This window comes from Actibacterium ureilyticum (assembly GCF_002285435.1).
In the GTDB taxonomy this organism is placed as follows: domain Bacteria; phylum Pseudomonadota; class Alphaproteobacteria; order Rhodobacterales; family Rhodobacteraceae; genus Actibacterium_C; species Actibacterium_C ureilyticum.
In genome coordinates this window covers 418,665-442,932 of sequence record NZ_NSBT01000037.1, presented here as the reverse complement: position 1 = coordinate 442,932, position 24,268 = coordinate 418,665, and the positions used below count along the sequence as shown (strand labels likewise).

Below are 24,268 nucleotides of genomic sequence, written 5' to 3'. Positions count from 1 at the left end.
GGGCAAATGGAATTCGGTTTCACCACTGCCGCCTATGTTGTCGCGGCTGTTCTGTTCATCCTGTCGCTGGGGGGCCTGTCGGGCCAGGAAAGCGCCAAGCGCGCCGTGTGGTACGGCATTGTCGGCATGGCGCTGGCGGTCTTCGCCACGCTGATCGGCCCCGGTTCGGGCCTGTGGCTGCTGTCGATCGTGCTGATCGCGGGCGGCGGCGTCATCGGCTATCAGCTGGCATCCAAGGTCGAGATGACCCAGATGCCGGAACTGGTCGCGGGCATGCACGCGCTTGTGGGTCTGGCGGCGGTCTTCGTCGGCTTCAACGCCCATTTCGAGATCGGCAATGCCGCCGCGGCGGTCGCCGCTGGCGCCGATGCGGTCAAGGAGCTGGGCAGCTTCGGCCAGCTGATCGCCAAGAAGGCCCCGGTCGAGATCAACATCCTGCGGGTCGAGCTGTTCCTGGGCATCTTCATCGGGGCCATCACCTTTACCGGGTCGGTCATTGCCTATGGCAAGCTGTCGGGCAAGGTGACCTCGGCCGCGACCAAGCTGCCGGGCGGCCACGCGCTGAATGCAGGTGCTGCGATCCTGTCGCTGGTCTGCCTGATCTGGTACTTCAACTCGGGCGGGTTCTTCCCTCTGTTCCTGATGACGCTGGCCGCTTTGTTCATCGGCTATCACCTGATCATGGGCATCGGCGGCGCCGACATGCCGGTGGTGGTGTCGATGCTGAACAGCTATTCCGGCTGGGCGGCGGCGGCCATCGGTTTCAGCCTGGGCAATGACCTGCTGATCGTGGTGGGCGCGCTTGTGGGCTCCTCGGGTGCGATCCTGTCCTACATCATGTGCAAGGCGATGAACCGCAGCTTCGTCAGCGTGATCCTGGGCGGCTTCGGCGGCACCGCGGGCCCCGCGATGGAGGTCGAGGGCGAGCAGATCGCGATCGAGGCCGACGGCGTGGCCGCGGCGCTGGACGAGGCCGACAGCGTCATCATCATCCCCGGCTACGGCATGGCGGTGGCACAGGCGCAGCAGAACGTGGCCGAGCTGACCCGCCGTCTGCGGGCCAAGGGCAAGAACGTGCGTTTCGCCATCCACCCGGTTGCGGGCCGTCTGCCCGGGCACATGAACGTGCTGCTGGCCGAGGCCAAGGTGCCTTACGACATCGTGCTGGAGATGGACGAGATCAACGAGGACTTCCCGGATACCGACGTGGCGATCGTCATCGGCTCGAACGACATCGTGAACCCCGCCGCCCAGGAAGACCCCAACAGCCCCATCGCCGGCATGCCGGTGCTGGAATGCTGGAAGGCCAAGCAGGTCTTCGTCTCCAAACGCGGGCAGGGCACCGGGTATTCGGGCATCGAAAACCCGCTGTTCTACAAGGAAAACACGCGGATGTTCTATGGCGACGCAAAGGCCAGCCTGGACAAGCTGCTGACGATGATCGACTGATCGCCGTCACCCGAAACACCGATCTGGCCCCGCCTTCGTGCGGGGCCATTTCGTTTCTGCAGATACCGCCGTCAGTCGCACCCGTTTTGGCGCCGCCACATATCGGGATCGTGCCCTTGGGGCACTTCGGCACAGGGGGCGTCGGTATAGCCGCGCAGCTGGTTGTATCGGCTGATCTGGTCCGGGCTGAGGATGTCGGGGGTGATCAGATGCCGCGACAGGTGGATGAACCGTAGCTCGGCGCGGGCCGTGGCGGCCTCGTCGATCAGGGCGCGCAGCTGCTCGTCGTCTGGTGCGTCACCGGTAAACGCGGCGCTCAGCGCGGCCTCGGCGGCGATAAACCGTTCGCCCGCCACAATGGCCGATTTGCGCATGTCGTCGTGAAGGGCGGTGATCCTTTGCACCTGTTCGGTCGACAGATCCAGCGCGTCGCGCAGTTCCAGCAGATGCGCTGGCCCCGGCAGGCCGTTCAGCTCGGCCGGCAGGGCCAGACCCCAACCGCCGCCACGGCGCAGCTCGGCGATGTCCTGTTCAGACAGGCTTTTGATCTGGCGCTGCTCAAGCCCGGCATAGGGGCCGTGGCGGTGCTCTTGCGCCGGGGCGGGCGCTGGCATGACGGCGCAGATCACGGCAATGGTCGCGGCGCGTTTCGGGGGCATGATCCCGTCCTCCTGTCCTGATCGCTGGAAACGGACCTAGCAGGGCGGGGGCGCCGGGCATATGATTGCGATCATGCCGAACGCGATCGCGCAGATATTCCGGACCGGACGGGTGCAGTCATTCGAGCCCGGGCAATCGGTTTTCCGGTCGGGCGATCCGGTGCGGATGATGTATCTGGTCACGGGCGGCCAGATCGCGCTGGTCCGCCACACCCGGGCTGGAACGCCCCTGATGCTGGCCCGCGTCGGTCCCGGTGGTGTGCTGGCCGAGGCATCGGCCTATTCCGCCGTCTATCATTGCGATGGCACCGCCAGGGGCCGGTCACAGCTGCGGATGCTGCCGGTGGCGCGCTTTCTGGACCATGTGCATGGCGCGACCGGTCCGGCGCGCGCCTGGGCCGCGCAATTGGCGCGCGCGTTACAGGCGGCCCGGATGCAGTCCGAGATCCGGTCGCTAAACACCGTGGCCGAGCGTCTGGATGCCTGGCTCAGCGACAATGAGGCGCTGCCGCCCAGGGGGCAGATACAGGATCTGGCACACAGCCTGGGCGTCACGCGCGAGGCGCTTTACCGCGAGCTTGCCCGGCGGCGCGGCTGACGGCTAGTCGCCGGGCGGCACATCCTGTCCGGCCTGCGCCTGCAGGCTGTCGCCGATGACCGTCTGCAACAGCACGACCGTGGCATCCAGTTCGGTGCGGAACCCGTCCATCGCGGTGTCGACCGCAGCCCGGTCAAAGGGCCGGGCAAGCCCCGCGCGCACCACATCGGCCCGCGCGTCGACCAGCGCCCGCAGCCGGGGCCGCAGATCGTCGGCCCGCGCCGACAGCGCCGCCCGCAGCGCCCGGCGTTCGGCCCGGGGAAAGACCGGTGCGGCGGCGGTGGGGCCGATCAGCTCGGTCCGGACCGCGCGCAGCTTCAGCACCGCGCCCAGGGTCAGCGCATTGCCCATCAGCGACAGCGCCAGAACCCCGATCAGCACCATCCGCCCGCGGTCGCGTTTCTTCGGCGTGTCCATCACAGTCCCCCCGTCACCAGCAGATCGCCGATCATCAACAGCCCCATCGGGTCGTCCCACCCCGGCACCAGCGCATAGCCCACACCCGCCGCCGCCAGCAGCAGCACGGCAAACCCCGCGCCCAGCGGGGCGGGGGCGGTCAGCACCTCGGCCAGGGGCGCGCGGCGCGGCGTTGTGCGCGCGGCGATCCGGCTGAGCACGGCGCGCGACATCTCGGCGGTGTCCGTGTCCCTCTCGGGCGTCAGCAGCGCGGTCAATGCGCGGTCAAAGGCGTCGTCGTCTTCCATCTTGCGATCCTTGCGTGTCATGCGGTCTCCTCCCCGGGGTCCATGGCCTGGCGCAGGGTCTTGCGCGCCCGTACCAGAAGCTGTTCCGCCGCGCCCGAGGCGATGCCCATGGTCTCGGCGATCTGCGCGGTGCTCATCTCGGCGCTGGCCCGCAGCAGGATCGCCTGGCGTTGCCGCGCGGGCAGGCGGGCGATCTGGCCGCGCACACGGTCCAGGCGCTGCCGGCTGTCGACCCGGGCCTCGGGGCGGGGGTCGTCATCGGCCAGCTCCGGCGCGGCCTCCAGCCCCAGGAACCGGCGCACCCCGCCACGGCGGTTGCGGTCGATGCACAGGTTCAGCGCGATCCGCCAGATCCAGGTCGACACCGCCCCGCGCGTGGGATCATAGCGGTCGGCCCGCGCCCAGACCCGCAAAAACACCTCTTGCGCGACATCCTCGGCATCGGCGGGGCTGTCCAGCGCCTGGGCGGCATAGGCCCGCACGCCCGCGCCAAAAAGCGCGATCAGACGCGCCAGCGCCGTCCGGTCGCCCCGGGCCAGGGCCGTCATCAGCCGCTGCGCCGTCTCTGCCCGTTCCTGCGCCGTCACGTTTCCCCGCGCGCCTTGCATCCAGCCATTGTCGTGAAACCTAATGGTGCCGCCCGCCAAAGAGAAGCGGCAGGCGGCACCAGGACGTCAGCGCGAGATCAGAACCGAACGGGTGCGGGAGTTGGTCTGACCGCCGGCGCCCGTGCGGTTCACCGTGGTGGTCGAGCTGCCGGCCTGGGTCGTGCGCAGCCGCTCTTTGGAATAGGTCTGGCCGCTGGCACTGGTGCCGGTCGTGGTGGTGGAACAGTTGGCCACGCCGCTGCTGCGGTCACAGCTGCGATCCTTCTGGACGGTGCCGCCATTGCCATTGGTGATCGTGACGCTTTGCGCCATCACGGGCTGTGCCAAGGCCAGCGGCAGGGTCAGGGCGATATATTTCAGCATGGTCATGATAAGTCCTTTCAAAGGGTTGGAGAGTAGGGTCCGGAGTGGTTGGGGTCGTTCAGGCGATCAGGGACGAAAGCTTTTCAGGAACCGCGCGATGCGGTTGAATTCGTCCTGCGACAGCGCGCCGTCATCGTTGCGGTCGGCAAAGTCGAACCCGCGCGTCTGGGCGGTGTATTCCGCTAGGCTGAGTTCGCCATCGCCATTGGCATCCTGATCCCAGATCCGCTTGTCGGCGCGCATCTGGATGTTCCGGCTGGCGCTTTCGCGGGCGGCGGCGATTTCGGCATCGGTCAGGGTGCCGCTGCTGTCGGTGTCGATCATGGCGAACATCATCCGGCGCAGGTCCAGGAATTCCTCGCGGCTGATCACGCCATCGCCATCGGCATCCAGGCGGTGAAACGTGTCCTCGGTCATGGCCTGGGCGGCGCCTGCGCTCAGCAGGGCGATCAGGGCCAGGCTTGGTATCGGTCGCATCATGTGCTCCAATCTGTTGTCGATATCAGGGATACGCAGGCGGCGGGCAGTCCCTACGCGCGGCGGCGGAAAAAATTTCGGGCGGCATGTGGGGCATGGCAAACGGTGCACGGATGTATGCCGATAAATGTCTGGTATGGATGGATTTTCTTCGTTACATGCTGGGCGCTACAGGGTGGATGTGGATAAACTGGAGACGCGATCATGGTGCCCATCACCGATCATCCGCTGCGCTATGCGCTGGCCAACGAGCTGCACGCGCGCCCGTTTGCGGCGCTCAGCGCGCCGTGCCATGCCGCCTATCTGGCGATCAAGCAGCCCCATGATGCGGCCAGCCGGGACCGGGCGCTGGACCGTGCGCATCTGATCGACCTGCTGGATCGGTTCGGCGCGCAGCACCCCCAGCCCGACGCCACGCATTATTTCGGCGCGCTGGGGCGGTATCACCTGAAATGGGAATGCCACACCGAATTCGTGACCTATACGATCTTTGCCGATGGGGTGGCCGACCGGCCCTTTGACCCCAGCGCGTTCGAGGTCTTCCCGGATGACTGGCTGGCCGAGCTGCCGGGGCAGCGCATCACATCGGCGCTGATCCGGATCGAACAGCAGCGCGAAAGCGACGAGGCAATCGTGCAGCACCTTCAGGACTGGTTTGTGCCCGAAAGCCTGGCCTGTTCCTGGGTTCTGGACCGCAGCGCGATCATGGCTTCGGATTTCCGGATCGACAGCGCGGGCCACATGCGCTTTGCCCTGTTCGTAGCGCCCACCACCGGGCGGCGTCGGATCGGCCGGGTGGTCCAGCGGATCTGCGAGATCGAGATCTACAAGGCGATGTCGATGCTGGGCTTCGAACGGGCGCGCAACATGTCGGGCCGGATGGGCGATATCGACGGCAAGCTTCTGTCGCTGGTGGGCGAAATGGGCACCGAAAAGCGCCCGGCGGACGAGACCCTGCACGAGCTGCTGCAAATCTCGGGCGAGCTGGAGGACATGCTGGCGCAATCGGCGTTCCGGTTCAGCTCCACCGGCGCCTATGAGGCGCTGGTGCATCAGCGGATCGAGGTCCTGCGCGAGGAACGCTTTGGCGGGCGCCAGACTTTCCGCGAGTTCATGATGCGCCGGTTTGACCCGTCGATGCGGGTGGTGAAATCCACCACCTCGCGGCTGAACAGCATGATCGAACGCGCCACCCGCGCGGGCGAGCTGCTTCGGACGCAGGTCGATGTGGCACGCTCGGCCCAGAACCAGAAGCTGCTGGAAAGCATGGACCGGCGCGCCGATCTGCAATTGCGCCTGCAACACACGGTCGAGGGTCTGTCGGTCGTCGCGATCAGCTATTACGCCGTGTCGCTGGCGTCGTACCTGTTCTATCCGCTGACCAAGATCCTGGGCGTCAGCAAGGGCGAGCTGACCGCGCTGATCACGCTGCCGGTTGTGCTGCTGGTTTGGCTGATGGTGCGGCGGATCCGGAATTCGTTTCACTGATCCGCAGCAGCCGGTCGGTGGCGATGCCACCCGCCGCAATGGCCACCAGCGCCAGGATGGTCGACACCGCCAGCGTCGGCACACCCGACAGGCCCGCGCCCACGGTGCAGCCACCGGCCAGCACGCCGCCGATCCCCATCAGCACCGCGCCGCTCAGGTAGCGGCCGGTCTGGCGCGGGCTTTCGAAGCTTTGCCAGCGAAAGCGCCCGCTGATCAGCGACAGCGCCGCCGCCCCGGCGATCACACCGCCCAGCAGGCCCACGCCGAACTTCGCGGGGATGGATGTTGCGGCCACGGCCCAGAACAGGGTCTCGGCGGCGGGCAGGGTGAAGGACAGCGATTCCTGCGCAATCGGGTCGAAATCGTCATAGAGGACAAAGCCCGTCCCGACCCAGCCCAGCGGCACCAGCAAGCCCAGCAGAGCGGCCGCGCCCAACAGCAGGGGCCGCGCACCGGAGCGCGCGGCATAGATCAGCGCCGCCAGAGCGATCACCGGCGCGGCCAGCGCGGGCAGGGCGACGGTTTCCAGCGCCAGCGTTACCGCGCCCAGCGTGGTGCGGATGGGGGCCAGAACGCCCTTCAGCATCGCGTGCGCCGTGACGGCAAAGACCACCAGCACCAACAGCGCGCGCAGGTTGCCCGACCCTGCCAGCACGGTCAGGCGCGAGGCACAGCCGCGTGTCAGGACCATGCCCGCCCCGAACAGCAGCCCGCCCACGATCAGGGCCAGCCAGGGCAGATCGGCGGCCATGAAGCGGTGATCGTCAAACCCGATCCAGCCCATGGCGACGGCCCCTTGGGTGCCCAGAACGGCGGCGGCCAGCGCGGTCAGCCACACGCCCAAAGCAGGGCGGCGTTCGGCCGCGGGGCCCACGATGCCCCGGCGGAAACAGAACCGCGTCACCTCGGCCAATGCACCAAAGGCCACGCCCAGCATCAGGCCGAACCAGATGGCGGCTTGCGGGGCGGTCAGGGTTTCGAAACCAAGGCTCTCGAACATGGGATTTCTCCGGCAGCGGGAATTTCGTCCGAAATACCGCTGTTATTCAGGAAATCAAGCATGTGAATGGCCGAATATAATTTGATAAGCGGAATATAATTCCGCCAGCCCGGCGGGTTGCGGAAAAACCATATGGCCGGGGCCGGATTCCCGGCGTCACGGTCTGCCGGGGCGGGGGGCGGGCGTATATTCGGTTTTATTTGCCTTGGCCGCCCTGTGGCGGTCCGAACCGGCGCGGTTTGCCGCCGCCGGGCCAAGAAAGCTCAGCGCCCCCGAATGCGCGGATCCAGCGCATCGCGCAACCCGTCGCCCATGTAATTGACACTCAGCACCGTCAGCGAGATCGCCAGCCCCGGCCAGATCACCCGGCTGGGATATTGCTGCAGGTAATCGACCGCGTCGAACAGCAGCCGCCCCCAGGTCGGGAAATCGGGCGGAAAGCCCAGGCCCAGAAAGGACAGCGCGCTTTCGGTGATGATCGCATTGGCGATGCCCAGCGTGGCAGACACCATGACCGGCGACATCACATTGGGCAGGATATGGCGCAGGATCATCCGGCGCGAAGGCGTGCCGATGGACCGCGCCGCCAGCACAAACTCACGTTCCTTCAGCGCCAGAACGTCGCCCCGCACGATCCGCGCGGTCTGCATCCAGCTGGTGATGCCGATGGCCACCACGATCAGGATGAACACCCCGGTTTCGGGGCCGAACCGTGCCGACAGCGCCTCGCGGAACAGCATGACCATGACCAGCAGCAGCGGCAGCAGGGGCAGGGCCAGGAACAGGTCGGTAAACCGCATCAGCGGCCCGTCGAGGTTCTTGAAATACCCCGCCAGCAACCCGATCAGCGTGCCCAGAAACAGGCTGAGCAGCATCGCGGTGAAGCCCACGGCGATGGACACCTTGCCGCCCGCCATCATGCGCGCCAGCATGTCGCGACCCAGCTGGTCGGTGCCCAGCGGATGGGCGAATGTCGGCCCCTGATTGCGGGCGCGAATATCGATATAGGTGGGGTCGATGGACCAGACCCACGGCCCCAGCAGCACGGTGGCGACCATTACGATGAACACGATGGCCCCGATCAGCGCGCCGCGATGGGTGCGGAACTGGTCCAGCACATCCCACCACTGGTTGCGGGGCGGGCGGTTGGCCGGGTCGGACAGGGGGGCGGCGGCGGTCGGCTCAGTCATAGCGGATCCTCGGGTCCAGCATCCCGTACAGGACGTCGGCAATCAGGTTGAACAGCACGATCAGCACCGCAAAGATGAAGGTCAGCGTCTGCACCATCGGGATGTCATTGGCATAGATCGCGGTGATCAGAAGCTGGCCCAGCCCGTTCACCTTGAACACCTGTTCGGTGATGATCGCCCCGCCAAAGATCGTGGGCACCCCCAGCGCGATCACGGTCACGACCGGGATCATCGAATTGCGCAGCACATGCAGCAGCACGACGACCTTCTCGCTCATACCCTTGGCGCGGGCGGTGCGGACGTAATCCTGCGCCAGGTTGTCCAGCATGGACGCACGCATGAACCGGCTGATCTGCGCGGCATTGTACAGCGCCAGCACGAAGACCGGCATCGCCATCTGGCGCACTTGAAACACGAAAGCGTCCCAGCTGTCGACCACATGGGTCGTGTCATAGATCGACGGGAACCACCCCAGGTTCACCGCAAAGACCACGATCAGCAGCACACCGGTGAAAAAGGTCGGCACCGAATAGCCGATCATCGACACCAGCGCGCCGATCTGATCGAACCAGCTGTATTGGCGATAGGCCGAGATGATGCCGATGGGCAGCGCGATGAGCGTCCCGATGACATAGGACAGGCCCACAACCCACAGCGTCTGCGGCATCCGCTGGGCGATGATATCGGCCACCGGGCTGCGCGTCTGCCACGAGATCACGCGCTGCATCCCGTCGGCAAAGCCGGTGCCGAACATCGTGTCGAACACATGCAACGGCTCGGCCACCAGAAACTGTTTCAGCCACAGCAGGTAGCGCACATAGACCGGCTGGCCCAGGCCCAGGCTTTCGCGGATCTTCTCGCGCACCTCGGGCGGGATCGTCAGCGGCAATTGCGCCGTCGGATCGCCCGGCGCCAGATCCAGCAGCAGGAAGATGATCAGCGATATGAACAGCAGGGTCGGTATCGCCAGTAGCAACCGCCGCACGGTATAGGTGAACATGCACGAATTCCCCGGTTGGGCCGAAGGCTCGGGCGGCCCGCAACAGGCCGCCCGGGTGTTCGGTCACTTGGCGCGCGACCAGTCCTTGATGTTCCAGATCTCGCTGTCCCAGTCGTTCATGCGCACGCCTTCCAGCGTGACGGCATGGGCCGACGGGTTGCCGCGGTGGATCAGCGGGATGATCGAATAGGACTGCATCAGCATATCGTTCATCTGCTTGGCCAGCGCGCCGCGCTCTTCCAGATTGGCGGTTTGCGACATCTTGTCGACCAGCGCGTCATATTCCTCGGAACAGAAACGCTGCATGTTCGATCCCTGCCACTGGGTTTCGGGGCTGGGGATTTCCGAACAGCGCCAGTTGGCCATATAGGCCTCGGGATCCACACCGGCGAAGTTGTTGGTGTACATCTCGACATCGGCATAGAACTTCTGGAACGTGTCCGGGCTGCCCGGATCGCCGCCGAAGAAGACCGAGGCGTCGATATTGCGCAGCTCGGTTTCCACGCCGATTTCCGACCACCACTGTTTCACCAGCGCCTGCGTGTCCTGACGCACCGCGTTGGTCGATGTCTGATAGGTTAGCGACAGCCGCACGCCATCCTTGACCCGCACGCCATCGGGGCCGGGGACCCAGCCTGCATCGTCCAGAAGCTTCTTGGCGCCCTCGATATCCTGCACCAGACAGCCGTCATTCGCGGTCGAGGCATAGGCCGCCGGGGCCGGCAGCACGTTACAGGTCGGCTGACCGCCCGCGCCATAGCCCACATCCGCGATCAGCGACCGGTCGATCGCCATCGACAGCGCCTGGCCGATCGTCGGGTCGGTCAGGAACGGGTGCGGATGCGCCAACGTCGCGCGCTCGGCGCCCAGCGACGGGTTCGGATCGGTCTGGTTCACATGGATCCGCTCGACCGAGGTCGCGAACGCCGTCACCACCTTGCCCAGGCCCTTGGCCTCCATCGACGACAGCACATTGGGGTCGATCTGCAGGTTCCAGGCATAGTCGAACTCGCCGGTTTCCATCACCGACCGCGCCGCTGCGGTGGCATCGCCGCCGCCCTTGAACAGCACGGTGGCAAAGGCGGGCTTGCCGGCCTCGCGGAAGTTTTCGTTGGCGGCAAACTGGACCACGTCATTGGGCCGGAAATCGGTCACCACGAAGGGGCCGGTGCCGATGGGGGCGAAATTCGCTTCGGTGCATTCGGGGGCCTTGGCGCCCAGACAGTCGGCGAATTGCGCCTTCTGGATGATCGGGCTTTCCGAGCCCACGAACGCGGTATAGGGGAAGGGCTTCGGCGCGGCGAAATTCACCTCGATCGTGCGGTCATCCACGGCCACTACCGACGACACCCCGTCGAAATAGGACGACTGCGCGCAGCCGCCTTCGGGGTGGGTGCAGTATTCCCAGGTAAAGACCGCGTCCTCGGCCGTCAGCGGCGTGCCGTCCGACCACAGAACGCCTTCCTTCAGGGTCCAGGTGATCTTGGTCAGGTCCTCGGCCACGCCGCCGTTTTCCACGGTGGGGATGCTTTCGGCCAGCCACGGCACCATCTCGCCGGTCTCGTCGAAACGCACCAGCGGCTCGATCACGAGCGAGGCGCTTTCGACCTCTTTCGTGCCGCCCGACAGGAACGGGTTCAGGATCGATGGGGCTTGCCAATAGATGATGTTCACCTGGCCGTCCGAGCCGCGTTCCGCAGAAGCGGCCCCGGTCAGCGCGGTCAACGCCACAGCCCCCAAAAGGGCAGTTCTGAATCGCATGTCAATCTCCTTGTTGGATGCTCTTATGTGCCTCGGTCGCCGCCGCTTGACCGGCGGTCTGTTCGGAATTCGTCTGGGCATAAAGGTGACAGGCCACGAATTGGCCCGGTGTGACCTCGAACGTGTCGGGCTCTGCTTCGCGGCAGATCTCCATCACTTCGGGGCAGCGGGTGCAGAAATTGCAGCCCTTGGGCGGGTTCGCGGGCGAGGGGACATCGCCCTTCAGGATGATCCGGTCCTTGCGCGCCTCGCGCCGCGGGTCGGGTTCGGGCACCGCCGACAAAAGCGCACGGGTATAGGGATGGGCAGGGGCCGCATAAAGCGCCTCGCGCGGGGCGGTTTCCACGATCTTGCCCAGATACATCACCGCCACCCGGTCGGCGATATGGCGCACCATGCTCAGATCGTGGCTGATGAACAGATATGTCAGGCCGAATTCGTCCTGCAGTTTCTCAAGCAGGTTCACCACCTGCGCCTGGATCGACACGTCCAGCGCCGCGATGGGTTCGTCGCAGACGATGAACTTGGGCTGCAGCGCCAGCGCCCGGGCGATCCCGATCCGCTGCCGCTGGCCGCCGGAAAACTCGTGCGGATAGCGATGCGCGAAAGCCCGGTTCAGCCCGACCGCATCCATCAGCTCATAGACGCGGTTCAGCTTCTCGGCCTTGCCCAGCTTGGTGTGTTCGTCCAGCGGCTCGCCGATGATGCTGGCCAGGGTCATGCGCGGGTTCAGGCTGGCCTGCGGGTCCTGGAACACCATCTGCATGGTCGGGCGCAGGCCGCGCAGTTGGGCCGGATCGGCCTGCGCGATCTCGACCCCGTCGATGCGGATCGAGCCTTCGGTCACATCGTAAAGCCGCAGCACCGCCCGCCCGCAGGTCGACTTGCCACAGCCGCTTTCACCCACCAGGCCCAGTGTCTCGCCCTCGTAGATCGTGAAGCTCACATCGTCGACCGCCTTGACCGCACCGCTCTGGCGTCTGAGCAGCCCCGAGAAGATCGGGAAATGCATCTTCAATCCACGTATTTCGACCAGTTTGCGGGCGTCGGACATATCCAGCATCAGGGGATCGCGGCCTTTGGTTCGTGATGGGGGCGGTTGGCGGGGGCGTCCCAGAAACAGGCCGCGTCATGGCCCGGGCCGACCGGTCGTCGCGCCGGGTTTTCGCGGGCGCAGCGGTCGAAGGCATGGGTGCAACGGTCGCGGAACGGGCAGGATTGCGGCGCCGCGCGCAGGATCGGCGGCTGCCCCTCGATAACGTGCAGCCGCTCCTCGCGCGCGCCGGTCAGGCTGGGTACGGTCTGCAACAGCGCGCGGGTATAGGGGTGCTGGGGGTTGCCGAACAGCTCGGCCACCGGGGCCTGTTCGACCACCTGACCGCCATACATCACCAGCACGCGGTCGGCGATCTCGGCAATGACGCCCAGATCATGGGTGATCCAGATCACCGCCATGCCCAGCCGTTCGCGCAGTTCTTTCATCAGCTCCAGGATCTGCGCCTGGATCGTCACGTCCAGCGCGGTGGTGGGCTCGTCGGCGATCAGTACATCGGGGTCACAGGCCAGCGCGATGGCAATCATCACCCGCTGGCGCATCCCGCCGGAAAACTGGTGCGGGAAATCCTTCAACCGCCGCGCGGCATCGGGAATGCCCACCAGCTCCAGCAATTCCTGCGCCCGCTTGCGGGCCTGGTCCTTGGTCATGCCCATATGCTTGCGCAGCGGCTCCATGATCTGGAACCCCACCGTGAACACGGGGTTGAGCGAGGTCATGGGATCCTGAAACACGAAGCCGATCCGCTTGCCCCGCAAGGCGCGCAGCCGCTTGTCGGGCACTTTCAACAGATCTTCGCCATCGAACAGGACCTGACCGCCGCGCAGCTCGGCCGGGGGTGTGGGCAGCAGGCCGATCAGCGACATCATCGTCACCGATTTGCCCGAGCCGCTTTCGCCGACCACCCCCAGCAGCTCGCCCGGCTTCAGGGCGAAACTGACGGCGTTCACGGCATGGACCTCTCCGGACCGAGTGTGAAACACGGTCTTCAGGTCCCTGACATCAAGGACAGGCGCAGCCCCGTCGGGCATGAAAGCTCCCCGCTTTTATATTGTTCTTTGCGGTACGTGATCGGCGGAATTTCCTTCCGCGATCCGCCCGTTTCGGAAATTGTTAGCACGATTGACCGCTGGGGCAAGGCCGTCTTCGGCGATTACGGGTCTTCATCAAAGTTTTTTCCTCTCAGGAATTAAATTGTGGGTGATCGCGCTTGACGCTGCCTGCAAAGCCGCCCAACCTGTGCCCGGCGTACAGGAGAATTTGCGGATGCCCGCCCGACGATCTGCGCGACAACTTATTGAAAAGCTTGTGTCTTTCCCAACGGTCAGCCAGGATGGCAACCTGGATCTGGTCGATTGGGTGGCCGATTATCTGGACGGTTTCGGGATCGATGTCGTGCGGGTGACCGATCCCGCGGGGGGCAAGGCCAGCCTCTATGCACACGTCGGACCGGGCCGCGATGGCGGCGTCGTTCTGTCGGGGCACACCGATGTCGTGCCCGTCGACGGACAGCGCTGGGACAGCGATCCCTTCACCGTGACCGAACGTGACGGGCGGCTTTACGGGCGCGGCACCTGCGACATGAAGGGCTTCGACGCGCTGGCGATCTGGGCTTTGGTCGAGGCGCATCTGGCGGGCGTCGAACGCCCCTTGCAGCTGGCCCTGTCGCATGACGAGGAGATCGGCTGCCTGGGCGCGCCGATGATGATCGACCACATGCGTGCGGGCGATCTGCCGCGTGCCGATACCGTGATCGTGGGCGAGCCGTCGATGATGAAGGTCGTGACCGGCCACAAGGGCATGCTGGGCTTTCGCACCCATCTGCACGGGGTCGCGGTGCATTCTTCGATCCTCCACACCGGGGTCAGCGCGGTGATGGAATCGGCCGACCTGATCGGCTGGGCCAACCGGATGAACGCCGAAAACAGCGCGCGGGCGCCACAGGGCGACGCGGCGCTTTTCGATCCGCCCTGGACCACGGTCCATGTGGGTCAGATCCAGGGCGGCACCGCCCATAACATCACCGCGACCGACTGCACCTTCGGGCTGGATTTCCGGGTCGTCCCGGGCGAGGATCCCGCCGACTGGCAGGCCGCCTATCAGGCGCAGGTCGATGCGGTCGCCGAGCGGATGCGCGCGCGCCACCCCGACGCGGGCATCGACAACACGCGCTATATCGCGGTTCCGCCCCTTGTGCCCGAGGGTGACGGCACCGCCGGACCGCTGGCGCGGGCGCTGACCGGCGACAATGAGACCCATGTCGTCAGCTATGCGACCGAGGCCGGACAGTTTCAGGAACGCGGCTATTCCGCCGTCGTCTGCGGCCCGGGCGACATCGCCCAGGCGCATAAACCCAATGAATTCATCACCACCGAACAGTTTCAGGCCGGACAGGATTTCATGGCCCGCCTGCTGACCCACCTGAAGGAGGCCCCCCATGCCCGTTAAGAACCGCATTGCCGAAATGCAGCCCGAAATCGCCGCCTGGCGACAGGATTTCCATGCCCATCCCGAATTGCAGTATGACACGCACCGGACCTCGGGGCGGGTGGCGGAGCTGCTCAGGGAATTCGGATGTGACGAGGTGGTCGAGGGGGTCGGCCGCACCGGCGTCGTGGGGGTGATCCGGGGCAAGTCCACCGCCTCGGGCAAGGTGATCGGGCTGCGCGCCGATATGGATGCGCTGCCCATCACCGAGGCGACGGGGGTCGACTATGCCTCGACCAACCCGGGCAAGATGCACGCCTGCGGCCATGACGGGCATACCGCGATGCTGCTGGGGGGCGCGAAATACCTGGCCGAGACCCGCAATTTCGACGGCACCGTGGTGGTGATCTTTCAGCCCGCCGAAGAGGGCGGCGCCGGCGGCAAGGAAATGTGCGATGACGGGCTGATGGACCGCTTCGGCATTCAGGAGGTGTACGGGCTGCACAACATGCCCGGCATCCCGGTGGGCCAGTTCGCGATCCGTCCCGGCCCCATTATGGCGGCGGCGGATGAATTCGAGGTGACGATCACCGGCAAGGGCGGCCATGCCGCCAAGCCGCATGATTGCATCGACACCACCGTGGTGGCCAGCCACGTGGTGCTGGCGTTGCAGACCATCGCGTCGCGCAATATCGACCCGCTGAAAGAGGTCGTGGTATCGGTCTGCAGCTTCCAGACCGATACCACCGCCCATAACGTGATCCCGCAAAAGGTCTTTCTGCGCGGCACCGTGCGCACGATGGACACCGATGTGCAGGAACAGGTGATCGCGCGGCTGGAACAGCTGGTGACCGGCACCGCGGCGGCCTTTGGCGCGACGGTCGAATTCGAATATCTGCGCGGCTATCCGGTGACCGTGAACGCCCCGGAACAGACCGATTTCGTGGCCGATGTGGCGCGCAAGGTGTCGGGCAACGTGGAAACCGACACCGCCCCGATGATGGGGGCCGAGGATTTCAGCTTCATGCTGAACGAACGCCCCGGCGCCTATATCTTCATGGGCAATGGCGACACCGCGATGGTCCATCACCCGGAATACAATTTCAACGACGACGCCATTCCCGCGGGCAGCTCGTGGTGGGCCGAAATCGCAGAGATGCGCATGCCCGCCGCGTGACGTCGGGGCGGTTTTGACAATCGGCGGTTGCTCCCCCAGCAAGGTCAGTGTTTGGGTAATGTAATTGTGAAGGAGGGGATCATGCGCAAGACTTGGGTCATGGTTCTGGCGCTGGCCGTGTCGGCCGGTGCGGCGCAGGCGGCGGATGTGGTCGCGCAGCGCAAGGTGGCCGATAACTGGCCGGAATTCGAACTCAACTGGCGTGGTGGCAGCGGCTCCAAAGGCGCGCTTTACCGTCTTGCCCCGTTCCACGAGAATGGCAAGATGCTGATCTGCGGGGCGGTCCAGTATCTGGACACCGGCAATTACCGCCAGACCCGCAGCGTCCTGCGCGGGGCGACGTTGACGGTGAACGGGCGGGTCGTGGTCAAGAATTTCAGTTTCATGAACCGGATCAAGAAGAATGAGCCGCTGATCGGGGCACAGGCCAATTGCGTGGCCACCGGCGCCGACTATCCCCGTAAGTTCGACGAATTCCGTGTCGACTACGACAATCGCCCGCGGCGGTTCTGATCCGGCTCAGCCGCCCGTGTGGCTCATGTGGCGGCTGACCTGACCATCGGCGCGCTGGCGGGAATAGTCGAAATCATGCCCCTTGGGCTTCAGCCCGATGGCGTTGTGGATCGCCTCGACCAGAGGCTTGTCGTCCTTGGGATAGTTCCGCAGGGCAGGGCGCAGGTCGGCCATGTCCTCTTGCCCCAGGCACATGTACAGCTCGCCGGTGCAGGTCATGCGCACGCGGTTGCAGCTTTCGCAGAAATTATGCGAAAGCGGCGTGATGAAGCCGACCTTCTGCCCGGTTTCGTTCAGCTGCACATAACGCGCGGGCCCGCCCGTGCGTTCCGCCAGATCCGTCAGGGTATAGTTCTGCGCCAGCTGCGCGCGCACATCCTTCAGCGACCAGTACTGGCCCACCCGGTCCTCGTTGCCCAGATCGCCCATCGGCATGACCTCGATCCAGGTCAGGTCCATGTCGCGGCTGGCGCACCATTCGGTCAGGGTGAACAGCTCGTCCTCGTTGAAGCCCTTCAGCGCGACGGCGTTGATCTTGATCCGCAGCCCGGCCCGCTGCGCGGCATCGATGCCCTTCATCACCTGCGGCAGACGGCCCCAGCGGGTCACGCGGGCGAATTTCTCGTCGTCCAGCGTGTCCAGCGACACGTTCACCCGCCGCACCCCCGCAGCGTACAGATCGTCGGCAAACCGCGCCAGCTGCGAGCCGTTGGTGGTCAGCGTCAGCTCTTTCAGCGCGCCACTGTCCAGATGCCGCGTCATCGACTGGAAAAACGTCATGATCCCCTTGCGCACCAGCGGCTCGCCCCCGGTGATGCGCAGCTTTTCCACCCCCAGCCCGACAAAGGTCGAACACATCCGGTCCAGCTCCTCCAGCGTCAGCAGATCCTTCTTGGGCAGAAAGGTCATGTTTTCGGCCATGCAATACACACAGCGGAAATCGCAGCGGTCGGTGACCGAAACGCGCAGATAGGTGATGGCGCGGGCGAAAGGGTCGATCAGTTGCGGTGTCATGCGACTAACCTAGAACCCGCGCAGCGGGGCGGCAAGGGGCATCAATCGCGTTGAATGCGCGCGGACGCAGGGCTAGGCTTGCCCGGCGCGGCCCCGGTCGGGCCCCAAGGAGGACACCGCATGAACATGGCGCAAACCGGCATCGCGGCCTGTTGCCTGGCGTTGCTGTCGGGCTGCGTGGCCCCGACCCCGGGGGAACAGGCCCCGCCCGACACCCCGGCGGCCGCCCCGCTGCCACAGGCCCCGCCGCCCCCCGCCAGCGCCGTGACCGTGGAACAGTTCGACACCACCACCGCCGCCGAACGCGAAGCCGCCGCCGCTCCCGTTGCCGCGGCCGAGGCGCGGCTGGGCACCGTTGTCGCCACGCTGGGCAACCCGACCGATCCCGGCTTCTGGGTCAAGACCGGGCTGGTCAGCGCCCCGCGCCCCGGCCGGTTGGAGGATCCCGCCACCGGCGCCACCGTCCGGGTCGAGCTGCGCCCGCTGGATGCGGCGTCCGACACCGATGGCCAGACCTCGCTCGCCGCGCTGCGCACGCTGGGCGTGTCGCTGACCGGGCTGCCGGAACTGCGGGTCTATGGCCTCTGACACGCCGGGCCAGCGGCTGGTGACATGGCGCGGCAATTGGCAGGCCACGCGCGACGGCTTTGACTGGGATATCCCCGCGCGTTTCAACATCGCCCGTGCCTGTTGCGACGGCTGGGCCGCGATTGATCCCGACCGCGTGGCCCTGATCGACGCGGGCGCGGGCGACCGGGACTGGACCTATGGCGCGCTGAAAGACGCCTCTGACCGGCTGGCCACCGTCTTTGCCCGCGCGGGCGTAGGGCGGGGCGACCGGGTGGCGGTTCTGCTGCCGCAGGGGCCAGCGGTGCTGATCGCGCATTTCGCGGCGCTGAAGCTGGGGGCGATTGTGCTGCCGCTCTTTTCGCTCTTTGGCGCCGATGCGCTGCGCTTTCGTCTGGCCGACAGCGGCGCGGTGCTGGCGGTGACGGATACCGATGGCGCGGAAAAGCTCTCCGCCCTGCGCGCCGATCTGCCGGATCTGCGCGGCGTCCAGTCCATCGATGGCGACTTCTGGGCACAGATCGCCGCCGCCCCGCCGTTGGAACAGCCCGTGGACACCGCCGCCGACGATCCGGCGGTGATGATCTATACCTCGGGCACCACCGGCAACCCCAAGGGCGCGCTGCACGCCCATCGCTTCCTGCTGGGCCACCTGCCGTCGATCGAGCTGCACCACCGCCATTTCCCGCAACGCGGCGACCGGGGCTGGACCCCCGCCGACTGGGCCTGGATCGGTGGGCTGATGGATCTGGCCATGCCCTGCCTCTATTACGGCGTGCCGCTGGTGGCGCAGCGGATGCGCAAATTCGACCCCGCCGCCGCCTGGGACCTGATCGCGCGGCTGAAGATCCGCAACCTGTTCCTGCCGCCCACCGCGCTGAAACTGATGCGCCAGGTGCCGGTGCCTGCGGGCGTCGATATCCGCAGCCTCAGCTCGGGCGGCGAGGCTTTGGGCGCGGACCTGCTGCAATGGGGCCGCGAAACGCTGGGGGTGGAGATCAGCGAGATTTATGGCCAGACCGAATGCAATATCTTCATCTGCTCGGTCCCCGGCCTGATGGATGCCGAACCCGGCTTCATGGGCCTGCCGATCCCGGGAGCCGATGTCACGCTGATGGGGGGCAATGACACGCCGGTTGCGACCGGTGCGGTGGGCGAGGTCTGCGTCCGCGCGGGCCACCCGGTGATGTTCCTGCGCTATTGGAACCAGCCCGACAAGACCGCAGAGAAAATGCGCGGCGGCTGGCTGCGCACCGGCGATCTGGCAGTGCAGGACGCGGCGGGGCGCTATCGCTTCGTGGCGCGCGACGATGATATCATCACCTCGGCCGGCTACCGCATCGGCCCGACGGAGATCGAGGATTGCCTGACCGCCGACCCGGATGTGGTCATGGCCGCCGTGGTGGGCGCGCCCGACCCGGTCCGGACCGAGATTGTGGTGGCGCATCTGGTGCTGCGCGACGGTGTGCCGCTCGACGACGCCCTGACCGAGCGCCTGCGCGCCCGCGTGTCGGAACGGGTCAGCCCCCATGTCGCCCCGCGCCGGTTTCACGCCCATGACAGCCTGCCGCTGACCGCCACGGGCAAGATCCTGCGCCGCGCCCTACGCGATACACCCACCTGACACGACCTCCAGCCCCCCTTCATTGTTCCACAAATACTCCGGGGAGCGCGAGGGGCTGGCCCCTCGCTCCCGCCGGTCCCGCAGGCGCAGGGCCAACCCGGATCAGCCCAGATACTTGCCCGCCTCTTTCACCGCAAAGGGCTTCATCCGGTCGCCGTGCGCGGCCAGAAAGGCCCGCACCCGGTCGGGATCGTGTTTCGACAGATCGCGCAGCCACCAGGCGACGGCCTTCTGGATGAACCAGTCGGGATCGTCCACATACCCGGCGGCCCAGCCCAGCACCCGGTCGCGGATCGCCAGATCGGCGCGCTTGGGATGGTTCTGTTTCGTCCAGGGCAGCGTGATGACCAGCGCCGCGCGGCGGGTCCACATGTGATCCGATTGCGTCCAGTCCGCGACCGCATCCAGCCGCGCGGGATCGGCCACCAGCCGTTTCTGCGCGGCGGCACAGACATGATCGGCAATCGCCCAGCTGTCGAAATCGGACACCCAGCTCTGGATCAGTTCCCACGCCGCCGCATCGGGCCGCATCCGCGCCTGGGTCAACAGCTTCGCCGCCGCGATCCGTGCCTCGAACACGTCGCTGTCCCACAACGCGCCCGCCAGGGCGACGCGCTGGTCGACGCTCAGCGCCTGCCGCCAGGATGTCGTCAGATCGTTCAGCACCGGGTTCGGCACGCCCAGAACCGGCCGCGTCTGCTTGTGATAGGCGGCCTTGCTCTCGGCTGTCTCGGCATCGGCCCGCCCGCGCAGGATCTCCAGCGCCGCCGCGGCGCTTTCCGGGGTCTCAGCCATCGTCCGACACGATGCCCGTGGGCAGGCCGTCGATGGTGGTCTGGTTCTTGTCCCGCCAATGGGTTTGCAGCCCCTCGGGCCCCTTGCCCTCGGCCCATTGGCGCAGGACGGGGCGTTCCTTGTCATGGGTCATGAACGGCACCGCATAGCCGCAGGAGGTCTGCACCATCTCGACATTCATATCGAAAATCTGGCGCGTGCCGGGCAGGGCGGGCAGCTCGGCCGCCAGCGCATCGAAATCCGCATCGCGCGGGTGAACCGTCCGCGCGGTGCCATAGGCGCGCAGGATCAGCGGGCGTGTGCCGAACGAACACCACATGAGCGTCATCCGGTTCAGCGCCTTCAGATGCCCGGCGGTCTCGTTCCCGCTGCCGGTCACATTCAGCCAGATCAGCCGGTTCGGCCCCAGCACGCGCAGGCTGTCCATCCCCTTGGGCGACACGTTCACCCGGCCATCGGGCGCGGCGGTGCCGACGAAGAAGACCGGCTGTTCGGCGATGAAATCCCGATGCGCGTCGTCGAATGCGTCGAATTGCTTGGCCATCTATTCCACCGTCACCGATTTCGCCAGGTTGCGGGGCTGGTCCACATCCGTGCCCTTGGCCACGGCGGTGTGATAGGCCAGAAGCTGCGCCGGAACCGCATAGAGGATAGGCGCGAACAGGTCCGGCACCATCGGCATGATCAGCGTCTTCCAGGTGCCGTCCCCGGCCAGCCGCGCGCCGTCGGAATCGGTGATCAGCACCACCTTGCCGCCGCGGGCCATGACCTCCTGCATGTTCGACACGGTCTTGTCGAACAGCGCGTCACGCGGGGCCATCACGATCACCGGCACCTGTTTGTCGACCAGCGCGATGGGGCCGTGCTTCAGTTCGCCCGATGCGTAACCTTCGGCGTGTATATAGCTGATTTCCTTGAGTTTCAGTGCCCCTTCCAGCGCCAGGGGATACATCGGCCCCCGGCCCAGGAACAGCACATCGCGCGCCTCGGCCAGTTTGGTGGCGATGGCCTGGATATCGTCGCTCAGGGTCAGCGCGGCGTTCATCATCCCCGGCAGGCTGCGCAGGGTGGTCAGGTGGGTCTGCACGGCCTCGACCGGCATGTGGCCGCGTTCCAGCGCCGCCTTCAGCGCCAGCATGACCAGCACGCTCAGCTGACAGGTGAACGCCTTGGTTGATGCCACGCCAATCTCGATGCCCGCATGGATCGGCAGCACCAGGTCGCTTTCCCGCGCGATCGAGCTTTCGGGGACATTGACCACCGCCACGATCTTGTCAGCCTTGCCCTGACAGAACCGCAGCGCGGCCAGCGTGTCGGCGGTTTCGCCCGACTGGCTGACAAAGATCGCCAGCGTGCGCGCCGGGATCGGCGGCTCGCGATAGCGGAACTCGCTGGCGACATCGACCTCGACCGGCAGGCCCGAAAGCCGCTCCAGCCAGTATTTCGCGGTCAGACAGGCCAGATGCGCGGTGCCGCAGGCCACCATCGTCACCCGGTCGAACGCCGTCAGGTCCAGCCCCGCATCGGGCAGGGCGATCTGCGGCGGCGCGCCTTTCAGGTAATGCGTGATCGCATCGCCCATCACCACGGGCTGCTCGGCGATTTCCTTGGCCATGAAATGCTTGTGCCCGGCTTTCTCGACGCGGGCATTGTCCATCTTGATGGCCTTGACCGGGCGGTTGGCCAGCCGTCCGCTGCTGTCGAAGATCTGTACGCCCGCGCGGGTCACGACGGCGCTGTCGCCTTCCTCAAGATAGGTGATCTTGTCCGTCATCGGCGCCAGCGCGATGGCGTCCGAGCCCACGAACATCTCGCCCTCGCCATGGCCGATGGCCAGCGGCGAGCCCTTGCGCGCGGCAAAGATCAGGTCATCCTCGCCATCGAACAGGAAACACAGGGCAAACGCGCCCTCCAGATAGCTCAGTGTCTTGGTCGCGGCCTCGATCGGGCCCATGCCGCCATCCATCAGGTGCTGGGTCAGCTTGGGAACGATTTCGCTGTCGGTTTCGGTCTCGAACACGACGCCCTTGGCGATCAGATCGTCGCGCAGCTCGCGGAAGTTCTCGATGATGCCGTTATGCACCATGGCCACGGACCCCGCGCGATGCGGGTGCGCATTGGTGACCGAGGGCGCACCATGGGTGGCCCAGCGGGTGTGGCCGATGCCAGATTTGCCGGGCAGGGGGTCATGCACCAGCAGGTCGGACAGGTTGATCAGCTTGCCCACCGCGCGGCGGCGGTCCAGATGACCGTCGTTGATGGTGGCGATGCCCGCGCTGTCATAGCCGCGATATTCCAGCCGCTTCAGCGCCTCGACAATGATGGGCGACACTTCATGCGTGCCCAGAACCCCGACGATACCACACATTACTCTGCCGCTTTCTGTTGTTGCTTGGCCTTTTGCGCGCGCAGCTTGTCGAAAAGCCGCCGGGCCAGGCCGGGTTTGACCTCTTGCCGGGCGCGGCCCACGGCCAACGCGCCATCGGGCACATCCATGGTGATGACCGACCCGCTGGCGGTCATCGCCTCGGCGCCGATCTTCACCGGCGCGACCAGCATCGTGTCCGAGCCGATGAAGGCCCGCGCGCCGATTTCCGTCCGGTGCTTGAACACACCGTCATAATTGCAGGTGACCGTGCCCGCGCCGATATTCGCGGCCTCGCCCACCGTCGCATCGCCGATATAGGACAGGTGGTTCACCTTGGCGCCCGCATCCAGCGTGGCGTTCTTGATCTCGACGAAATTGCCGATGCGCACATCCTCGGCCAGTTCGACGCCGGGGCGCAGCCGGGCATAGGGGCCCACGATGGCGCCGCGCGACACATGGCACCCTTCGAGATGCGAGAAGGCGCGGATATGGGCACCCGATTCCACCGTCACGCCGGGGCCAAAGACCACGTTCGGTTCGATCACCGTATCGCGGCCCACCACCGTGTCATGGGCGAAATGCACCGTGTCGGGCGCGGCCAGCGTGACGCCGTTTTCCAGCGCCTCAGCCCGGGCGCGGGCCTGAAACGCGGCCTCGGCCGCGGCCAGTTCGGCGCGGGTGTTGATGCCCAGCGTCTCGGCCTCGGGGCAGGTGACGAAGCCCGCCGTCAGCCCCCGGTCGCGGGCCAGACCGACGATATCGGTCAGATAGTATTCGCCCGATGCGTTGTCGTTGCCCACCGCGTCGATCAGCGAAAACAGCGTGGCGCAATCGGCGGCCACGACCCCGCTGTTGCACAGGGTGATGGCGCGTTCATCCTCGGTCGCGTCCTTGAATTCGACAATCCGTTCCAGCGTATCGCCCGCCGTCACCAGCCGGCCATAGCGCCCGGGATCGGCGGCCTGAAACCCCAGCACGACCACATCATGGCTGCGCCGCGCCTCGGCCAGGGCGGTCAGCGTGTCGGCGCTGATGAAGGGGGTGTCGCCGTAAAGCACGATCGCATCGCCGGTGAACCCCGCCAAAGCGTCGCGCGCCTGGGCCACCGCATGGGCGGTGCCCAGCTGTTCGTCCTGGCGCACCACGGTGATTTCGGCATCGTGATCCTGTGCCGCGCGTGTCACGGCATCCGCGCCGTGCCCCGCGACCACAACGGTGCGCGTGGGATCCAGCACGGCGCCCGCATCCAGCGCATGCACCAGCAACGGCGCACCGGCAATCGGATGCAGCACCTTCGGCAAGTCGGAATTCATGCGGGTGCCTTGCCCGGCTGCCAGCACAATCAGCGCGGTTTCCATGCGCTCTGCCCCTTTTTATCTGTTGCTGCACCTTTTACCCGGCTAAACCGTCATCGCAAGAGCAGGGCAATTCA

At 66.2% G+C, this 24,268-nt stretch carries 25 protein-coding genes; 8 read left to right on the top strand and 17 right to left on the bottom strand.

Annotated elements, in window-relative coordinates; all coding sequences use genetic code 11:
* Positions 1-6: 6 nt before the first annotated feature.
* On the top strand, positions 7-1,449 hold the full coding sequence (locus CLM60_RS15105; RefSeq protein ID WP_095589955.1) for an NAD(P)(+) transhydrogenase (Re/Si-specific) subunit beta: 1,443 nt from the start codon (positions 7-9) through the stop codon (positions 1,447-1,449).
* Positions 1,450-1,520: 71 nt separating this feature from the next.
* Here the strand turns inward: CLM60_RS15105 and CLM60_RS15100 are convergent, their stop codons facing one another.
* Positions 1,521-2,108, bottom strand: coding sequence for a Spy/CpxP family protein refolding chaperone (locus tag CLM60_RS15100; protein ID WP_141246535.1), 588 nt, complete (start codon positions 2,106-2,108; stop codon positions 1,521-1,523).
* 73 nt (positions 2,109-2,181) lie between these two features.
* Here CLM60_RS15100 and CLM60_RS15095 point away from each other — a divergent pair, with 73 nt between their 5' ends.
* Positions 2,182-2,706 (top strand): Crp/Fnr family transcriptional regulator, encoded by a 525-nt coding sequence (locus CLM60_RS15095; protein WP_176473891.1) that lies wholly within the window; start codon positions 2,182-2,184, stop codon positions 2,704-2,706.
* A gap of 3 nt (positions 2,707-2,709) precedes the next feature.
* On the opposite strand, the gene CLM60_RS15090 is transcribed toward CLM60_RS15095, so the two are convergent.
* The 5 genes from CLM60_RS15090 to CLM60_RS15070 form a co-directional block, all read right to left on the bottom strand.
* Positions 2,710-3,123 (bottom strand): periplasmic heavy metal sensor, encoded by a 414-nt coding sequence (locus CLM60_RS15090; protein ID WP_095589953.1) that lies wholly within the window; start codon positions 3,121-3,123, stop codon positions 2,710-2,712.
* The gene (locus CLM60_RS15085; protein WP_095589952.1) at positions 3,123-3,431 is read right to left on the bottom strand and encodes a hypothetical protein; all 309 of its coding nucleotides are present in this window, start codon (positions 3,429-3,431) and stop codon (positions 3,123-3,125) included. The genes CLM60_RS15090 and CLM60_RS15085 overlap by 1 nt, the downstream gene beginning before the upstream one ends.
* Positions 3,428-4,018, bottom strand: a complete 591-nt coding sequence (locus CLM60_RS15080; RefSeq protein WP_095589951.1) for an RNA polymerase sigma factor — start codon at positions 4,016-4,018, stop codon at positions 3,428-3,430. Before CLM60_RS15080 ends, CLM60_RS15085 begins: the two co-directional genes overlap by 4 nt.
* 66 nt (positions 4,019-4,084) lie before the next feature.
* Positions 4,085-4,387, bottom strand: a complete 303-nt coding sequence (locus CLM60_RS15075) for a hypothetical protein (RefSeq protein ID WP_095589950.1) — start codon at positions 4,385-4,387, stop codon at positions 4,085-4,087.
* Positions 4,388-4,447: 60 nt separating this feature from the next.
* Positions 4,448-4,858: an EF-hand domain-containing protein gene (locus CLM60_RS15070; RefSeq protein ID WP_176473890.1), complete on the bottom strand. Its 411-nt coding sequence runs from the start codon at positions 4,856-4,858 to the stop codon at positions 4,448-4,450.
* A 204-nt stretch (positions 4,859-5,062) separates the two neighbouring features.
* On the opposite strand from CLM60_RS15070, the gene CLM60_RS15065 reads away from it, so the two are divergent.
* Positions 5,063-6,346: a DUF3422 family protein gene (locus CLM60_RS15065; RefSeq protein WP_095589948.1), complete on the top strand. Its 1,284-nt coding sequence runs from the start codon at positions 5,063-5,065 to the stop codon at positions 6,344-6,346.
* Here CLM60_RS15065 and CLM60_RS15060 read toward each other — a convergent pair.
* The 6 genes from CLM60_RS15060 to CLM60_RS15035 all read right to left on the bottom strand — a co-directional run bounded on the left by CLM60_RS15060 (position 6,282) and on the right by CLM60_RS15035 (position 13,382).
* The gene (locus tag CLM60_RS15060; protein ID WP_095589947.1) at positions 6,282-7,346 is read right to left on the bottom strand and encodes a YeeE/YedE family protein; all 1,065 of its coding nucleotides are present in this window, start codon (positions 7,344-7,346) and stop codon (positions 6,282-6,284) included. The genes CLM60_RS15065 and CLM60_RS15060 overlap by 65 nt on opposite strands.
* A 263-nt stretch (positions 7,347-7,609) precedes the next feature.
* Positions 7,610-8,536 carry an ABC transporter permease gene (locus CLM60_RS15055; protein ID WP_095589946.1) on the bottom strand — a complete coding sequence of 309 codons (927 nt, stop codon included), beginning with the start codon at positions 8,534-8,536 and terminating at the stop codon, positions 7,610-7,612.
* The gene (locus tag CLM60_RS15050) at positions 8,529-9,536 is read right to left on the bottom strand and encodes an ABC transporter permease (RefSeq protein WP_095589945.1); all 1,008 of its coding nucleotides are present in this window, start codon (positions 9,534-9,536) and stop codon (positions 8,529-8,531) included. Before CLM60_RS15050 ends, CLM60_RS15055 begins: the two co-directional genes overlap by 8 nt.
* A gap of 63 nt (positions 9,537-9,599) precedes the next feature.
* The gene (locus CLM60_RS15045; protein WP_095589944.1) at positions 9,600-11,297 is read right to left on the bottom strand and encodes a peptide ABC transporter substrate-binding protein; all 1,698 of its coding nucleotides are present in this window, start codon (positions 11,295-11,297) and stop codon (positions 9,600-9,602) included.
* Position 11,298: 1 nt separating this feature from the next.
* Positions 11,299-12,360, bottom strand: coding sequence for an ABC transporter ATP-binding protein (locus CLM60_RS15040; RefSeq protein WP_095589943.1), 1,062 nt, complete (start codon positions 12,358-12,360; stop codon positions 11,299-11,301).
* Positions 12,360-13,382, bottom strand: coding sequence for an ABC transporter ATP-binding protein (locus CLM60_RS15035; RefSeq protein WP_095589942.1), 1,023 nt, complete (start codon positions 13,380-13,382; stop codon positions 12,360-12,362). The genes CLM60_RS15040 and CLM60_RS15035 overlap by 1 nt, the downstream gene beginning before the upstream one ends.
* A 235-nt stretch (positions 13,383-13,617) precedes the next feature.
* On the opposite strand from CLM60_RS15035, the gene argE reads away from it, so the two are divergent.
* From argE to CLM60_RS15020, 3 genes are all read left to right on the top strand, one after another.
* Positions 13,618-14,799 carry an acetylornithine deacetylase gene (gene argE / locus CLM60_RS15030; protein WP_095589941.1) on the top strand — a complete coding sequence of 394 codons (1,182 nt, stop codon included), beginning with the start codon at positions 13,618-13,620 and terminating at the stop codon, positions 14,797-14,799.
* On the top strand, positions 14,789-15,955 hold the full coding sequence (locus CLM60_RS15025; RefSeq protein ID WP_095589940.1) for a M20 aminoacylase family protein: 1,167 nt from the start codon (positions 14,789-14,791) through the stop codon (positions 15,953-15,955). Before argE ends, CLM60_RS15025 begins: the two co-directional genes overlap by 11 nt.
* 81 nt (positions 15,956-16,036) lie before the next feature.
* On the top strand, positions 16,037-16,468 hold the full coding sequence (locus CLM60_RS15020) for a hypothetical protein (protein ID WP_141246534.1): 432 nt from the start codon (positions 16,037-16,039) through the stop codon (positions 16,466-16,468).
* A gap of 6 nt (positions 16,469-16,474) precedes the next feature.
* Here CLM60_RS15020 and moaA read toward each other — a convergent pair whose 3' ends face one another.
* Positions 16,475-17,482 (bottom strand): GTP 3',8-cyclase MoaA, encoded by a 1,008-nt coding sequence (gene moaA / locus CLM60_RS15015; protein WP_095589938.1) that lies wholly within the window; start codon positions 17,480-17,482, stop codon positions 16,475-16,477.
* A 120-nt stretch (positions 17,483-17,602) separates the two neighbouring features.
* Here moaA and CLM60_RS15010 point away from each other — a divergent pair, with 120 nt between their 5' ends.
* Both CLM60_RS15010 and CLM60_RS15005 read left to right on the top strand, forming a co-directional pair.
* Positions 17,603-18,070, top strand: a complete 468-nt coding sequence (locus tag CLM60_RS15010; protein WP_095589937.1) for a hypothetical protein — start codon at positions 17,603-17,605, stop codon at positions 18,068-18,070.
* A complete protein-coding gene (locus CLM60_RS15005; protein ID WP_095589936.1) occupies positions 18,060-19,673 on the top strand; it encodes an AMP-binding protein in 1,614 nt (537 codons plus the stop codon). Before CLM60_RS15010 ends, CLM60_RS15005 begins: the two co-directional genes overlap by 11 nt.
* 102 nt (positions 19,674-19,775) lie before the next feature.
* Here CLM60_RS15005 and CLM60_RS15000 read toward each other — a convergent pair whose 3' ends face one another.
* Genes CLM60_RS15000 through glmU form a run of 4 tightly spaced genes read right to left on the bottom strand, consistent with a single transcriptional unit; the run spans position 19,776 to position 24,194 of the window.
* On the bottom strand, positions 19,776-20,468 hold the full coding sequence (locus tag CLM60_RS15000) for a DNA alkylation repair protein (protein WP_095589935.1): 693 nt from the start codon (positions 20,466-20,468) through the stop codon (positions 19,776-19,778).
* The gene (locus tag CLM60_RS14995) at positions 20,461-21,012 is read right to left on the bottom strand and encodes a pyridoxamine 5'-phosphate oxidase family protein (protein WP_095589934.1); all 552 of its coding nucleotides are present in this window, start codon (positions 21,010-21,012) and stop codon (positions 20,461-20,463) included. The genes CLM60_RS15000 and CLM60_RS14995 overlap by 8 nt, the downstream gene beginning before the upstream one ends.
* On the bottom strand, positions 21,013-22,836 hold the full coding sequence (gene glmS / locus CLM60_RS14990) for a glutamine--fructose-6-phosphate transaminase (isomerizing) (RefSeq protein WP_095589933.1): 1,824 nt from the start codon (positions 22,834-22,836) through the stop codon (positions 21,013-21,015).
* Positions 22,836-24,194: a bifunctional UDP-N-acetylglucosamine diphosphorylase/glucosamine-1-phosphate N-acetyltransferase GlmU gene (gene glmU / locus CLM60_RS14985; protein ID WP_095589932.1), complete on the bottom strand. Its 1,359-nt coding sequence runs from the start codon at positions 24,192-24,194 to the stop codon at positions 22,836-22,838. The genes glmS and glmU overlap by 1 nt, the downstream gene beginning before the upstream one ends.
* Positions 24,195-24,268 lie beyond the last annotated feature (74 nt).

Bases quoted from the DNA above. Each gene is read 5' to 3' on its own strand.
- CLM60_RS15105 (WP_095589955.1), top strand. From the start codon at position 7: ATGGAATTCGGTTTCACCACTGCCGCCTATGTTGTCGCGGCTGTTCTG.
- CLM60_RS15100 (WP_141246535.1), bottom strand. From the start codon at position 2,108: ATGCCCCCGAAACGCGCCGCGACCATTGCCGTGATCTGCGCCGTCATG.
- CLM60_RS15095 (WP_176473891.1), top strand. From the start codon at position 2,182: ATGCCGAACGCGATCGCGCAGATATTCCGGACCGGACGGGTGCAGTCA.
- CLM60_RS15090 (WP_095589953.1), bottom strand. From the start codon at position 3,123: ATGGACACGCCGAAGAAACGCGACCGCGGGCGGATGGTGCTGATCGGG.
- CLM60_RS15085 (WP_095589952.1), bottom strand. From the start codon at position 3,431: ATGACACGCAAGGATCGCAAGATGGAAGACGACGACGCCTTTGACCGC.
- CLM60_RS15080 (WP_095589951.1), bottom strand. From the start codon at position 4,018: ATGCAAGGCGCGCGGGGAAACGTGACGGCGCAGGAACGGGCAGAGACG.
- CLM60_RS15075 (WP_095589950.1), bottom strand. From the start codon at position 4,387: ATGACCATGCTGAAATATATCGCCCTGACCCTGCCGCTGGCCTTGGCA.
- CLM60_RS15070 (WP_176473890.1), bottom strand. From the start codon at position 4,858: ATGCGACCGATACCAAGCCTGGCCCTGATCGCCCTGCTGAGCGCAGGC.
- CLM60_RS15065 (WP_095589948.1), top strand. From the start codon at position 5,063: ATGGTGCCCATCACCGATCATCCGCTGCGCTATGCGCTGGCCAACGAG.
- CLM60_RS15060 (WP_095589947.1), bottom strand. From the start codon at position 7,346: ATGTTCGAGAGCCTTGGTTTCGAAACCCTGACCGCCCCGCAAGCCGCC.
- CLM60_RS15055 (WP_095589946.1), bottom strand. From the start codon at position 8,536: ATGACTGAGCCGACCGCCGCCGCCCCCCTGTCCGACCCGGCCAACCGC.
- CLM60_RS15050 (WP_095589945.1), bottom strand. From the start codon at position 9,536: ATGTTCACCTATACCGTGCGGCGGTTGCTACTGGCGATACCGACCCTG.
- CLM60_RS15045 (WP_095589944.1), bottom strand. From the start codon at position 11,297: ATGCGATTCAGAACTGCCCTTTTGGGGGCTGTGGCGTTGACCGCGCTG.
- CLM60_RS15040 (WP_095589943.1), bottom strand. From the start codon at position 12,360: ATGCTGGATATGTCCGACGCCCGCAAACTGGTCGAAATACGTGGATTG.
- CLM60_RS15035 (WP_095589942.1), bottom strand. From the start codon at position 13,382: ATGCCCGACGGGGCTGCGCCTGTCCTTGATGTCAGGGACCTGAAGACC.
- argE (WP_095589941.1), top strand. From the start codon at position 13,618: ATGCCCGCCCGACGATCTGCGCGACAACTTATTGAAAAGCTTGTGTCT.
- CLM60_RS15025 (WP_095589940.1), top strand. From the start codon at position 14,789: ATGCCCGTTAAGAACCGCATTGCCGAAATGCAGCCCGAAATCGCCGCC.
- CLM60_RS15020 (WP_141246534.1), top strand. From the start codon at position 16,037: ATGCGCAAGACTTGGGTCATGGTTCTGGCGCTGGCCGTGTCGGCCGGT.
- moaA (WP_095589938.1), bottom strand. From the start codon at position 17,482: ATGACACCGCAACTGATCGACCCTTTCGCCCGCGCCATCACCTATCTG.
- CLM60_RS15010 (WP_095589937.1), top strand. From the start codon at position 17,603: ATGAACATGGCGCAAACCGGCATCGCGGCCTGTTGCCTGGCGTTGCTG.
- CLM60_RS15005 (WP_095589936.1), top strand. From the start codon at position 18,060: ATGGCCTCTGACACGCCGGGCCAGCGGCTGGTGACATGGCGCGGCAAT.
- CLM60_RS15000 (WP_095589935.1), bottom strand. From the start codon at position 20,468: ATGGCTGAGACCCCGGAAAGCGCCGCGGCGGCGCTGGAGATCCTGCGC.
- CLM60_RS14995 (WP_095589934.1), bottom strand. From the start codon at position 21,012: ATGGCCAAGCAATTCGACGCATTCGACGACGCGCATCGGGATTTCATC.
- glmS (WP_095589933.1), bottom strand. From the start codon at position 22,836: ATGTGTGGTATCGTCGGGGTTCTGGGCACGCATGAAGTGTCGCCCATC.
- glmU (WP_095589932.1), bottom strand. From the start codon at position 24,194: ATGGAAACCGCGCTGATTGTGCTGGCAGCCGGGCAAGGCACCCGCATG.